Source organism: Pseudomonas sp. s4, assembly GCF_046764235.1.
Classification (GTDB): domain Bacteria; phylum Pseudomonadota; class Gammaproteobacteria; order Pseudomonadales; family Pseudomonadaceae; genus Aquipseudomonas; species Aquipseudomonas asiatica.
Window position 1 is genome coordinate 5,102,829 of the sequence record NZ_CP177209.1, and the last position, 12,693, is coordinate 5,115,521.

At 60.6% G+C, this 12,693-nt stretch carries 13 protein-coding genes; all 13 read right to left on the bottom strand.

The features are described 5' to 3' along the window. Positions 1-110: 110 nt before the first annotated feature. A complete protein-coding gene (locus tag ACK56M_RS23670; protein WP_015271615.1) occupies positions 111-1,154 on the bottom strand; it encodes a tetratricopeptide repeat protein in 1,044 nt (347 codons plus the stop codon). Between the two features lies 1 nt (position 1,155). Further along, the gene (locus ACK56M_RS23675; RefSeq protein ID WP_015271616.1) at positions 1,156-2,124 is read right to left on the bottom strand and encodes a type II secretion system F family protein; all 969 of its coding nucleotides are present in this window, start codon (positions 2,122-2,124) and stop codon (positions 1,156-1,158) included. A 26-nt stretch (positions 2,125-2,150) separates the two neighbouring features. Beyond that, positions 2,151-3,137, bottom strand: coding sequence for a type II secretion system F family protein (locus ACK56M_RS23680; RefSeq protein ID WP_015271617.1), 987 nt, complete (start codon positions 3,135-3,137; stop codon positions 2,151-2,153). After that, on the bottom strand, positions 3,134-4,576 hold the full coding sequence (locus tag ACK56M_RS23685) for a CpaF family protein (protein WP_043935883.1): 1,443 nt from the start codon (positions 4,574-4,576) through the stop codon (positions 3,134-3,136). The genes ACK56M_RS23680 and ACK56M_RS23685 overlap by 4 nt, the downstream gene beginning before the upstream one ends. 3 nt (positions 4,577-4,579) lie before the next feature. Continuing rightward, complete coding sequence (locus ACK56M_RS23690; protein WP_100412752.1) at positions 4,580-5,797, bottom strand: AAA family ATPase; 1,218 nt, start codon at positions 5,795-5,797, stop codon at positions 4,580-4,582. After that, complete coding sequence (locus ACK56M_RS23695; RefSeq protein ID WP_015271620.1) at positions 5,791-6,294, bottom strand: TadE/TadG family type IV pilus assembly protein; 504 nt, start codon at positions 6,292-6,294, stop codon at positions 5,791-5,793. The genes ACK56M_RS23690 and ACK56M_RS23695 overlap by 7 nt, the downstream gene beginning before the upstream one ends. Beyond that, positions 6,294-6,764, bottom strand: a complete 471-nt coding sequence (locus tag ACK56M_RS23700; RefSeq protein ID WP_015271621.1) for a TadE/TadG family type IV pilus assembly protein — start codon at positions 6,762-6,764, stop codon at positions 6,294-6,296. The genes ACK56M_RS23695 and ACK56M_RS23700 overlap by 1 nt, the downstream gene beginning before the upstream one ends. A gap of 9 nt (positions 6,765-6,773) precedes the next feature. After that, on the bottom strand, positions 6,774-8,096 hold the full coding sequence (locus tag ACK56M_RS23705) for a TadE/TadG family type IV pilus assembly protein (protein ID WP_015271622.1): 1,323 nt from the start codon (positions 8,094-8,096) through the stop codon (positions 6,774-6,776). Between the two features lie 31 nt (positions 8,097-8,127). Further along, positions 8,128-8,403 carry a hypothetical protein gene (locus ACK56M_RS23710; protein WP_043935887.1) on the bottom strand — a complete coding sequence of 92 codons (276 nt, stop codon included), beginning with the start codon at positions 8,401-8,403 and terminating at the stop codon, positions 8,128-8,130. Between the two features lie 15 nt (positions 8,404-8,418). Beyond that, entirely contained in the window at positions 8,419-9,906 is a 1,488-nt protein-coding gene (locus ACK56M_RS23715) for a type II and III secretion system protein family protein (protein WP_015271624.1), read from the bottom strand. Positions 9,907-9,993: 87 nt separating this feature from the next. After that, positions 9,994-10,806: a Flp pilus assembly protein CpaB gene (gene cpaB, locus ACK56M_RS23720; RefSeq protein WP_015271625.1), complete on the bottom strand. Its 813-nt coding sequence runs from the start codon at positions 10,804-10,806 to the stop codon at positions 9,994-9,996. 12 nt (positions 10,807-10,818) lie between these two features. Further along, positions 10,819-12,153: an ATP-binding protein gene (locus tag ACK56M_RS23725; RefSeq protein ID WP_015271626.1), complete on the bottom strand. Its 1,335-nt coding sequence runs from the start codon at positions 12,151-12,153 to the stop codon at positions 10,819-10,821. A gap of 15 nt (positions 12,154-12,168) precedes the next feature. After that, positions 12,169-12,687 carry a prepilin peptidase gene (locus tag ACK56M_RS23730; protein ID WP_015271627.1) on the bottom strand — a complete coding sequence of 173 codons (519 nt, stop codon included), beginning with the start codon at positions 12,685-12,687 and terminating at the stop codon, positions 12,169-12,171. Positions 12,688-12,693 lie beyond the last annotated feature (6 nt).

A 12,693-nucleotide genomic window follows, 5' to 3' on the forward strand; every position in this document is an offset into this window, starting at 1 on the left:
ACTCCTGAATTCTGCGCGGTACCTGTGGGAGCCGGCTTGCCGGCGATGGGCTGCGTAGCAGCCCCGTTTACGCTATCTGACAGGCATCAGCGCTTGCCCGCGGAACCCCATCAAGGCGCCGACGCGGTTGTCACCTGCACGGCCGGGCCAACTGCAACCGGCTCGGGCATCGCGACATCGCCGCCCAGCTGGCGGATTTGCCGAATCTGCTGGACCCTGTTCAGGTTTTCCCAGGCGACGGGGTAGTGCCCCGGCGACAACTCGATCGCGCTGCGGAAAAACTGCTCGGCCACATCCAGCTTGCCTTCCACCAGGCAGACATAGCCGACATCATTGCTGGCCTCGGCACGCTTTTCGACCTGTTCGAAGGCAGACACAGCCTCCTCATAGCGCCCCATGCGAGCCAGCAGCAGTCCATAGTTGCGCCACAGCGGCTTGTAGGTGCCGTCGTAGCTCACCCCTCGCTTGTACCTGAGTTCAGCTTCAGACCATTGCCCGGCCATGTAGTAGGAATACCCCAGGCTGTTCTGCACCAACGCCGAACGTGGATCGATGAGTTCGGCCAGGCGGTAGTAGGTTTGCGCCTCGGCGAAGTTGTCGGCCAGATCCGCCAACACCCCCAGCCCGTTATAGGCCTTGAGCGGTGACTTGCTGTCGACCCTGAGCGCAGCCGCCCCTGTCTGGCTGTTGGCCGGGTCCTTGACGAAGCGTTTCTGATCCACGGCAACTGCTTTCAACAGCATTACCTTGGCCTGCTCATGTTTACGCATGGACAGATTCAGCAGGCCCATTTCCGTCAGGGCATCGGGGTTTTCAGGTGCCTTGCCCAGTACCTCGGTGAAGGCCATCTCGGCAAGCTGGTTATTGCCCCGTTCGCGGTGGATACGGCCAACCCAGACCAAGGCCTCATAACGTTCGGGCGCCAGCTCGAGGACGCGCAGGTACTGGTACAGTGCCTGGTCCAGGTCACCGGCCTGGTAAGCCATCGCGGCCATCTGCATTGCCTGGTCGGGCGAGTTGCTCTGCGACTGCACCTGGTAGAGCACCGAATTGCCACCGGAGTAGACAGAACGCACCCCGTTCAGGTCAGGCCCTGTGCTCTGGCACCCCGAAAGCACGGCTATCATGGTCAACAGCAAGCTGATCCTGTTCATGTCATAGCTTCCCGAACATTCTAAGTATCCCGATGATCACCGGGCCGATGGCAACCAGAAAAAAGCTTGGCCACAGACAGAAAATTAGCGGAAAAACTAGCTTTGTTCCGATTTTCGCGCCCATTTCCTCCGCGGCCTGCATGCGCCGGTCACGAAACTCCTCGGCATAGATGCGCAAGGTGGCCGCTACGCTGGTGCCGAAGCGGATGCTCTGTGCCAACAGGCTGACCAGGCCCTGAATGTCTTCAAGACCGGTGCGCTCCGCCAGTTGCCTGAGCGCTTCAGTACTGGAAACACCGGCGCGGATCTGCGCATTGACCAAGGCCAGTTCCTCAGCCAACTCGGCCTGGCTGACTGACATTTCTTCAGCCACCCGCTCGATAGCCTGTGGCAACGCCAGGCCCGACTCCACGCAAACCACCATCAAATCCAGCGCATCAGGAAAGGCCGCACGCAACCGCTCTTGACGAGCCTTCTTGCGCTTGTCGACATACACTGCCGGCAGCAGCCATCCGACAGCAGCCCCCATCACCACCACGACGATAATCTTGGTCGAGGAAAAGTTGGGAACCAGTGGTAGTGTCAACAGCGAGACACCAACAAGTATCAGCGGCAACAGCAAACGCACCGCCCAATACACCTGTACCGCTGACGCCGAGCCATACCCCGCGTGGGTCAACAGGGTTCGGGTGGTTGATACCTCCCCTTCCGCAGCAGGGCCAAGGCGCCGACCGACCCGCTCCAGTAGAAGCTGCAGGTTGCCTGGTGCCTCCCGCCCAGTCGCAGCGCTAGCGTGGCCACGTTTGATCAATGCAAGACGACGTTGAAGAGGGCTCTGCAGCCCCAGCACCAGTAACGTCACAGTGATCACCGCAATGACCGTGCTCATCCCGATCGCACCAATGAGCAGCATGCGAGTCAGTGCCTCGTTGTCCGTGACCTGGCTCAACAAACCGATCAAATAATCCATGACCTACGCCCTCATGCGAGAACTGCCTAAACCTGGATACGAATGATTTTACGAATCCAGAAAATCCCCACCAACATGGAGCCAAAAGCCCCAATGATCAGCTTTTGCCCAACGGGATCCTTGACCAGCAACGTCAAGTACGCGGGGTTCATGACAACGATCGCAGCCGCCAATACAAAGGGTATGGCTATCAACACCCAGGCTGACATTCGCCCCTCGGCCGACATTGTCTTGATCTTGCGCTGAAACCGGAAACGCCCGCGTATCAAATTGCTCAGCCGTTCCAGTACTTCCGTCAGGTTGCCGCCAGTCTCACGGTGAATGAGGATCGAGGTGACCAGCATCATCACCGTCATGCTTGGCATCCGCTCCAGAAGGCCAAGCATGGCCCTGCGTACATCATTACCGTAATTGATATCGGCGAAAGTCAGACCGAATTCATGCGCAACAGGTCCCTTGTGTTCATCTGCCACCAAACGCAGGGTTTCATTGAAGGGGTGCCCGGCGCGCAACGCCCGGCACATGGCTTCCAGCGCATCGGGCAAGCCCTCCTCGAACTTGGCGAAACGCCTGCCACGGTCATGGGAGATTTTCAGCAGTGGCAGCCAGAACGCCACGAACGCTGCCGCCAGCGCCAGCCACCAGTAAGGGAAGAACATCCAGGCCAGCATCCCGGCAGCCGCTGCCAGAGCCAACCCCAGCAGCAGTACCCGATAGGCCCGGTACTCATGGCCGGCCTGCTCGATCAGTTGCGTCAGCGTCGCCATGAAGGGCAATTGCTCGAGCCGCGCCTCCAGCGGCGACAAGCGCGTCAGGTATTTCTGCCGCAGCACGGTCTGCATGTTCGGCAGATGGCTTGCCCGCTCCAGGAGCACAAGTCGGCTGCGGATACGCTTGCGTACCTTGCCCGCCTCGCCGAACACCGGGACCACCAGGCCTTGGCTGAGAAGAAACACGGCAACGAACACCATGCCAAGAAATATCAGGATGTATTCACCAGGTATCTGGCTCATGATTGACGAGCCTCCATCCATTCAGGCCTGAACATCGACAAAGGCAACTCGATCCCGCGCTTGGCCAAGGCATCGCGAAAAGCCGGGACCATGCCACTTGGCCGAAAGTCACCAAGCACCTGGCCCTGCTCGCCCACGCCACTGCGAACAAAAGAGAAGATCTCGGTCATGGTGATGATTTCACCCTCCATGCCGTTGATCTCCTGCACACTGACCAACCGCCGCTTGCCGTCTTCCTGCCGCTCCAGCTGGATCACCACATCGATGGCCGAGGCGATCTGCTGGCGCATGGCCTTGATCGGGAATGTAGCGCCAGACATCAAGACCATGTTCTCGACCCGGCCCAACGCATCGCGCGCGGTGTTGGCGTGGATGGTAGTCAGTGAGCCATCGTGCCCGGTGTTCATCGCCGTCAGCATGTCCAGCGCCTCGGCGCCACGCACCTCACCGATCACGATACGGTCTGGGCGCATCCGCAGGCTGTTGCGCACCAGCTCACGCTGGCCCACCTCGCCACGCCCCTCGATGTTCGCAGGCCGTGTTTCCAGGCGCACCACATGTGGCTGCTGCAGCTGCAGTTCGGCCGAGTCCTCGATGGTGACGATGCGCTCGTTATGCGGAATGAAACTGGACAGCACATTGAGCATGGTGGTCTTGCCGCAGCCGGTGCCGCCGGAGATCAGCACGTTCAGCCGGCCCCGCACGATCGCCTTGAGCAGCAAGGCGATGGCCGGCGTCAGCGCGCCCGCCTGGATCAGGCTGTCGGTATTGAGCAGGTCCACCGCAAAGCGGCGTATCGAGATACTTGGCCCGTCGATGGCAAGCGGCGGGATGATCGCATTGACCCGTGAACCGTCTTTGAGGCGTGCATCGACCAACGGCGAAGACTCGTCGATACGCCGGCCGAGGCTGGAGACGATGCGGTCGATAATGTTCAGCAGGTGCTGATCATCGCGAAAACGCACATCGGTGCGCTGCAACTTGCCGAACCGTTCGACGTACACAGAGTCATGCCCGTTGACCAGGATATCGGACACCGTGTGGTCGGCCAGCAGTGGCTCCAGCGGGCCAAGGCCAAGCACTTCGTCGGTGATCTGCTTGATGATCAACTGGCGACTGGCTGAGCTTACCGGCGCCGAATGCTCATCGAGCAGACGCTGGCAGATATCACGGATCTGCCGCACGGCCTCGGCCTGCTCGAGCGAGTCGAGCAAGGAAAGGTCCATGACCTTGAGCAGTTGCTGATAGGTTTTCTCCCGCCACTCGGCTTCCACCGATGTGACCTGGCTTTTCGTTTCAAACAGAACATCCGGTGCCGAATGTTCCCACGCCATCAGCGCCTCTGCCGGGTCCTTAGCGCCGCCACCCTGCTTCGACGGCGTCGATGCCTCGGAGGTGACTGCCTGTTTGCGCAAACGGTTACGGAAATCGCTAAGCATGGTTCACCCCCGAAAAACACGTTTGAAGGCGCGTTTGAACAGTCCGCTGTCTGTGGCCACCTGCTTGCCCACCAATTCCTCGGCCAGCCCACGCAGCGCTTGGGTGATCGCGGAGCGAGGTGCTTGCAGGCCTAATGGCACACCTGTGTTCTGGCTCTGATTGATAACGCTGAAGTCATTCGGCAGTTTCACGATATTGGTGCAACGCAGCGCCTCGCCGATATCCTTGAGGCTGACCGGCGCCGCCTTGTCGTAGCGGTTGACCACCACCTCCAGCTGGTTGCCGCGTACGCCCAGGTCATCGCGCAGAATGCGCGCCAGGGAACTGGCGTCGCGCAAGTGGTTGACGCTCTGCTGCACCACGACATACACCCGGTCGGCCTGCTCCAGCACCGAAGCGGTGATATGGTCGATCTGCCGTGGCAAGTCCGCCACAACCCAGTCATAGTTGGCCCGGGCCAGCTGCAGCAGCGCATCGAGCTGTTCGGCCTGGACATCCTGCGGCAGGCACAGCTCATTGGCGCGGCTGCCAAGCACATGCAAGGACGGGCTGAAATGGCTGCAGAAGCCGCGAAGTGCAACACCATCCATTTCTTTTATCTGCTGCAACACGTCCAGTTGACTGTGCGACTGCGCCACATCCAGATGATGCGACACGCTGCCAAACTGCAGGTCCAGGTCAAGCAACAGGGTGTTGCCCTTGAGGCTGAGCTGATGCGCCAGGTTGCAGGCCAGCACCGTGCCGCCGGAGCCACCCTTGGCATTTATCACCGCGACCAGTTTGCCTGTTGCCGTGCTGTTGGTCTGGGTTTCCATGACCATACGGTTCAAGGCAGCGATAAGCTCCGTGGCAACGATGGGCTCCGGCAGAAAGTCGCGCGCACCGGCCTGCATCGCCAGGCGCATGCCTTCCCGATCGTCCAGCAGGCCACACACCAACAGCGGCGGGCGCTCATGGGCCGGGCGTTGCAACAGGGCCGCCAGTTCCTCACGCCACAGCTGACCAACGCGCAGCAGCAGGAAATCGGGCATCCGGTCCAGCCCGTACAACGGGTCGCAATGCCCATTGCTGACCTGGCGAACATTCACCTCCAGACCGGCGATGCGCTGACAGATTTCTTGCAGCTGGCGCAAGGCCAAGGCGTCAGAGCTGCTGATCAACAGACGCATCCCGGGTTTGATGGAGGTAGCGGATACGGAAGATTCCCTAAGATTCAGCATGGCGTGATCTCCGGTACGACATCCGCCTCGGTATGACGCCCGAGGCTCTCGCGAGGTAAGGTCGCCTTGAATACTGGCAGGGTAATGGGCACCCCAAAACCTGGAATAAACAGGCTGAATTGAAAGTTCTGCAGCGTCAGCTGCACATAGCGGACGGCGGCAAACCCGGTTGCACTTACCAGATCACCGGGGTTGGCGACCTGTGCACCGTTCTTGTCCAGGTAACGCAGGGTCAGGTCCGAGGTGTCCAGGCCGGCCAGCAGGGTGCTGGCACCACTGTCGCCCGCACTGTTGAATATGGCCCTGCGCAGCACCACTGGATCGCTGATATTGCACACCGCAGCCAGGCGTGCGCCACGCCGCACGGACTCATTCAAGACGTTCACGGTGTAGTACAGCCGGCCTATTTCCAGCACCCCGAACAGCAGCGTGAACATCAACGCACTGACAATGGCGAACTCCACCACGTAAACGCCCTGCATGCTTCTGCGCTTCATCACAGTGCCCTCATCACGGTGGTAGCGACCAACGGGAAGTTCAGCGCCGTGCCGTTGCCGATAAATGCCGGAATACCGCTGGCGATCAGCGGGGAAAAGACCGCGCTGATGGTCACCTGCACGTGGTCGTTGGTACCCGCCACCTTGGCAACCTGCACGGTAGTGTTGGCGGGCATCCCGGTCAGGCTGCAGGGCGGCGTGGAAGGCGCACCATGCACCGCCACGTACTTGGTCATGCACTCGAGATCGGCGCTCACCTCGACCTTGCCAAGGGTCGAGCTCCAGGCCTGGCTGGCGACGAAGCGCGCGGCATCACGGCTGCCCTGCAGCAGGCTGTTGTACTGGTAAAGCATTCGGCCGAATTCGCCGAAGGCCAGCAAGGTCAGGAGCATCAGCGGCAGGGTGATGGTGAATTCGACGATTGCCACCCCTTGCTGGCGCTGCGCACGCTTGAGCCGATGAAGTTCCATGACGCGCTCCTAGGAGTCGGTGCTCGGTGTGCCACTGCCACTGATAAAGGTTTTGTACAGCTGGATGATCTGCGGGCCGGAATCGTCCTGCGGCGTAGGCCCGGGCACACCGTCGCCTTCACATTGCTTGACGAACTGGCCGAAGATCTGCGAATCCCCACCCGAGTTGTCGGCCGGCTGCACCACAAAGAAACAACCGAAACCGATGACCGGAATCGACGAGGCTCCCGAGTTCTTGCCGGAGCAGTCCCCCACCACGATCTTCAACATGCGCCGCTCGAAAACCCCGTTCGACTGGCACCCCGCCCCCCCGCCGGCGACACATGCGGCGGTCTGCGCGGCATAGTCGTTGTAGTCGAACAGCGGTGTACCGCCAGCAGACAGGTTGCCATTGCTCGACGTGACAAGTTGCCCCTGCTGCTCCACCTGGTGAGGCGTGGTCTTGTCGTTGTACTTCATCACCGGGTTGCTATAGGTCGTCACCAGGTCGGGTGGATAATCCGAACTCTTCAACGACCCGGAGTACTCGCCGAATCGGGTATTCAGACCTTTGACGGACGGGCCAACCGTGTTGCCAGGCTTGGTGTCCGCGTTGTCACCGACATTGCGGCAAACCGAACCGCCGCCGGCCATCAGGTCGCCAACGGTCTTGCCACCAGCGCCGAAATCGAGCAGCTGGAAGTTGCCCGGGCCAATCGGGTCGCTGTTCTTGGCAGCCGATTTCAAGACCTCCAGGTCACCAAAGCGATACCCCCAGAACATGCCTGCATCCGGGTTGTATTGAGCCGGGTTGCCACAGACCAGCAGTGGTGCAAGATCACAGGGGCTGGTCGGACTCGGTCCGGCGGTGGCAATTGCCGTCACACTCTTGGTAGTAGCGGCGCCCTCGGTGAATGACTGGGCAAAGTTCCAGAAAAATCCCGCCAGTGAATAATTCGCCACCGAGACCCGTACGTAGGTGGCATTGGCCGGTCCCGGGTAGGAGAAAGGCCCATAAACATTGTCTGCCAACTCCACCACCGCGAATCCGCCAGGGTTGCCGCCGATTGCCGCCGCCAGCTCCTGGTTGCCGGTGGCACTGGCATTTTTTTGCAGAGTGGAGAGCGCGGCATCACGCGTGGTACTGGCAGCATTGCCAGTGCCCATCACCTGACTAAGGGTTTTTGCGCCACTGAGAGCAGCGGCATCCACGGCATTTTGCAGCCGGGTCTTGTTCAACAACATGTGACCGCCATCGAGCACCAACGCGGCCATCATCAAAATCGCAACCAGAGCGATCACGATGATGACAGTCACTGCCCCCCGCTGTTGACCTGGCGGCGCGGTGAACATCCGTTGAGCTCGAGGAGTCATGGTCACGCCCTCAATCATTACTCAGTTGGATCTGAATCGGCTGACCGACCTGCTGGGCATCGCCGGTCGTCCCCCGATAACTATTCATCACCTTCTCCAGCAATGGCCCATCGGCGCCCACAGCGGGCAGTTCGATACCTGGGTTTGCAGCTACCTCTTTATCGGCAATTTGCTGGTAGGTGGTCTGGTAGACGCTGTAGCCCAGCGGGCCAACGCGCCCTTCGTCGTAGGACATGCAACCCGACAACCCCGACAGCAGCGCGCAACACACGATCATGCTTCTCATGCTGGTTCTCTCCGATCAGTTCAGGTCATGGCCAAAGTTGCCACCGCTGACCCCTAGGCTGACGGGCACCGCGCGCCCGGGCTCGCTGCCCTTGGTCTTGCCGAGCAGGTAGAAGTCCAGGTCACTGGGCTCGACGAATTTCTCGGTGGGCAGGCGCACCGCCTTGGCATCCACGGGCTTGGCGAGGTGCGGCGTCACCAGGATCACCAGTTCGGTTTCACCGTTGATGAACGACTGGCTGCGGAACAGGTGCCCGAGTATCGGCAGGTCCCCCAGCCCAGGGAAACGGCTGACGAAATCGCGGGTGTTTTCGCTGATAAGACCGGCAATGGCGATGGTCTGGCCATTGCCAAGTTCGACCGTGGACTCGGCGCTGCGCTTGGTCAGCGACGGAATGACCTGGGTAACACCATCGCCCAGAATACTGTTCAGGCCAGTGTCGAGTACCAGCGAGTTGACGTTGGAAAGCTCGCTCACCGAGACATTCAGGTTGAGGTTGATACGACCGGAGTCGAGCACCACCGGCAGGAACTTCACGCCGACACCGAATTCCTTGTACTCGATGGTGATGCCATCATCCTCGGTGATCGGGATCGGGAACTCGCCACCGGAAATGAACTCCGCCTGCTGGCCGGTAAGAGTGGTGAGCGTTGGCTCGGCCAGCACCTTGGCCGAACCATTGTCCTTGGACGCTTCCAGCACCACATTGAAGAGGAAATCGTCGGACAGGAACTGGGCGAACAAGCCTTTGCCGCCACCAATCAGCGAACCTGGCGAAAGGATCGACCCGCCGCCCGGAGTCAGGCCCAGTCCTTGACCATTGTTGAACCCGCCACCGCTCCAGTTGCCGGATGAGCCAAGGGCATTGAAGCGCACGTTGAGGTTCTTGATCAGGCTGCGCTGCATCTCTGCCACTTTCACTTCCAGCATCACCTGCTGGCTGCCACCGACGCTGAGCAGGTTGATCACCTCCAGCGACTGGGCTGGTGCCGCCTCGGCGGCTTCACCCTTGCCTTGCACCACACTCGAGGTCTGCGCGGCATAGGTCTTGGCCACTTTCATCGCTGTGTCCATGGCCGCGGCGCTGCGCACCTGACCACGCAGTACCAACGCGCCTTGTGCGCTGAACACCTCGATGTTCTCCTCGGGCAGCAGCTGGTGCAGTTTGGTCTTGAGCCCGGTGAGGTCATGCACGACCTCCACATCCATGGTCTCGATCAAGCGGTTGTTGCTGTCCCACAGCAATACGTTGGTAGTGCCGAGGGAACGGCCGAGCAGGTAGAGCTGGGTCGGGCTGGTGATCAGGATATCGGCGATATCCGGGTTGCCGACCGAGATTTTCCTCACCGGCGTACGAGCGCTGATCGTCCGCGACTTGTAGATGGGCACCTGGACCATATTGGTGCTGGCCGCCGACATGGCGCTGTATCCCGATCCCGGTTCTGCAGCCTGCGTCACACCGACGAACAGCAGTTGCGTACCCAGCCCGCACAACAGGTACATCCCTAGTCTCTGCAAAGTATTCATGCACAACTCCTTGCGAGGTATTCTTGTTCCTGCCGAACGTTAGCCATTCGGACGCCTGCCGCCTTAAAACCTTGCTTTCGCTACTTCAACTTCAGTCCCCCGGATAATGGTGACCGCGCCTACTCCACCGTTACCCTTTGCCACCGGTTTTGGTTGGGGTTTGGCTACTGGCGGCGCAGCCTGGACCGGTGCGGCAGCGGCAACGGCTTGCGGTTGCTTCTGAGCATCCAGCGGGTTACGCAGGGCCAGTTGCAACTTCCCTTCCGATTGCGCCTTGACCAGTACCTCGGCCTCTTTGGCCGACATTTCCAGGGTCACGGCACGCACCACTACAGGTTGTGTCTTGTCCGTCCCCGCCGTCTGGTCCACTGCCAGCACGCGCAAGTCCTGGAGAATGGTCCTGGACTCTGAGTCATTACTGCTACCGTCGCTGCGCTTGGTCGCCAGTACATCGACCCGGTTGCCCGGCAACAGGAACCCCCCCACCCCGACCACGTCATCCACACGCACCGAAATGGCTCGTTTGTCCGGGGCGATCAGCGAAGCCAGGGTACTGCCACCCAGGTGCTCAGCCACACGTGCGCTGCGCAGCACGTCGCCGCGCAGCAGGGCGAAGGTGGCGATCTTGCCAATCACCTTTTCATTGCTGTCGAAGGCATCGTCAGGCACCGCATCCTTGGGCATGCGCACAATGGCGACCTGCTGGGCCTCGATCATCTGCCCGAATGGAATTTCCACCGCGGCGACCACCACGTTCTTCATCTTGTCATCCGGGGCCGCGTTGAGCCGGCCATCAAGCCAGTTGTTGGCCATCAAGGCGGCACCGAGCCCCAGGGTCAGGGAAACGGCAATGAGGATCAGCGTACGGGCACTCATGTCTGCATCTCCTTATCCAAGAAAGTCGATCTGGACGAAGTAGCTACGCCAGGCCCAATCCAGCTCCTGCGGCGACAGCGCCCCCTCGCCCCCCAGGTAACGCTGGCGGTCGAGCGCCATGCTCAGCAGGTCGCGCGGGTGGCAGGGCACCAGCGGCACGCCTTCGGCCTCGTACAGCGCCTGTAGCGCATGGCGCAACAGCAGTGGGTCGTAAGCCAGGCCCAGGCGCTCGCACTCCTGGCGCCAGATACGTTCGTATTCATCGACCTTCAGGTAGCTGAACTGCAGCTTGTAGCCGATGCGCCGCAAGAAGGCTTCGTCGGCCAGCTCCAGGGGATTCAGGTTGGTGGAGAACACCAGCACCAGATCGAACGGCAGTTCGCAATGGCGCCCGCCACCCAGGTTGAGGAAGTCGCGCTTCTCTTCCATCGGCACGATCCAGCGGTTGAGCAGTTCGGCCGGGGCCATGCGCTGGCGCCCCATGTCGTCGATGATGAACAGGCCGTTGCTGGCCTTGAGTTGCAAGGAGGCCTGGTACTGACGGGTACTGGGATCGAAGCGGACGTCCAGTTGCTCCATGCCCAACTCACCGCCAGTGATCACAACCGGGCGTTTGCAGCGCACCAGACGGCGATCGATGCCTTCGTTCAGCAACAGGCTGGTGGGTTGACTCTCCTCCTCCAGGCGTTGATGCACCTGGGGGTCATACACCTCGATGACCGACTCGTTGATCTCGATGGCATGGGGTACCCAGATGGACTCGACGAACAGTCGAATCAACCGGCTGCTGACGTAGGTCTTGCCGGTGCCTGCGGGGCCGTAAATCATGATCGCGCGCCCGGAGTTCAACGCTACGCCCAGTTGATCGAGCATGCTCTCCGAGAGCACTACGCCAGCGAACGCCGCGTGCATGTCCTGCGTACTGATGCGGCCATGGTGAATGGTCTGCAGCTTGAGCAGGTCACGGTAGGCACTTACCGGGAAGGGCGCCGCGCCGATGTAGCCGCTGCGCGCCAGTGCATCCCGGGCGGTACCGCGGCCGCGCTCGGTCAAGCCGTATCGCAGCACCTGCCCCCCCGTTTGCACACCGACCTGGCCCAGTACTTCGACGCGGCCATCCTTGCGCAGAAAGGCCAGCACTTCTTCTACCACCGCACCGGTCAGTGCCAGGCGCTCGACCAGGCGCGACAGGTCCAGCGTACCTGCGTCGTGCAGGTGCTTGCACAGCAAATCACCGAGAAAGCTTTCCGTCAGGCCAGTCTCATGGACGGTCCGCGGCTGTGGTGCAAGGCGCTGTACCGTTTCCCGATCATTGAAGTAGGTACTGCTGTCGCTGATCGCATACATGGCTAGCCTCCTAGGCTACCGACCGATATAAAGCCAATAGCCACTGGCCAGAGTTCCGAGCAAAATTGCCACGGAGTAAGGGAACGGCTTGCCGGCTACTTCATTTGCCGCCGGTGCCAAGTAAGCTCGTGCACTTGCTATCAGCCAATAGCGCGCCAAGGTTTGCTTTAGTTGGCCGCGAAACAGGACAATCAGCACACCGCACAGCGCACCGGCCATCAAACTGAAAAAAACAGCCCACAACGCGCTGAATGGGGTCAGGAAACTACCGACCATGGCCATTAACTTAACATCGCCGGCAGCCATCCCGCCCAGAGCGTACATGGGCAACAAAACCGCAAAGCCGATCAGGGTGGCCAATGCAGCATTACCAAGCCCGTCGACCCCGCTTGCATAGGCCTGGCTTATCAGGCCCAAAGCCAGTCCAACAACAATCAGTAGATTGGGAATGCGGTGGCAACGAAGGTCGCTCACCACCGCAATACCGAGCAGCACTAACAACATGATTGAAGTAGACATCTGCTCTATGGACATCGCCCC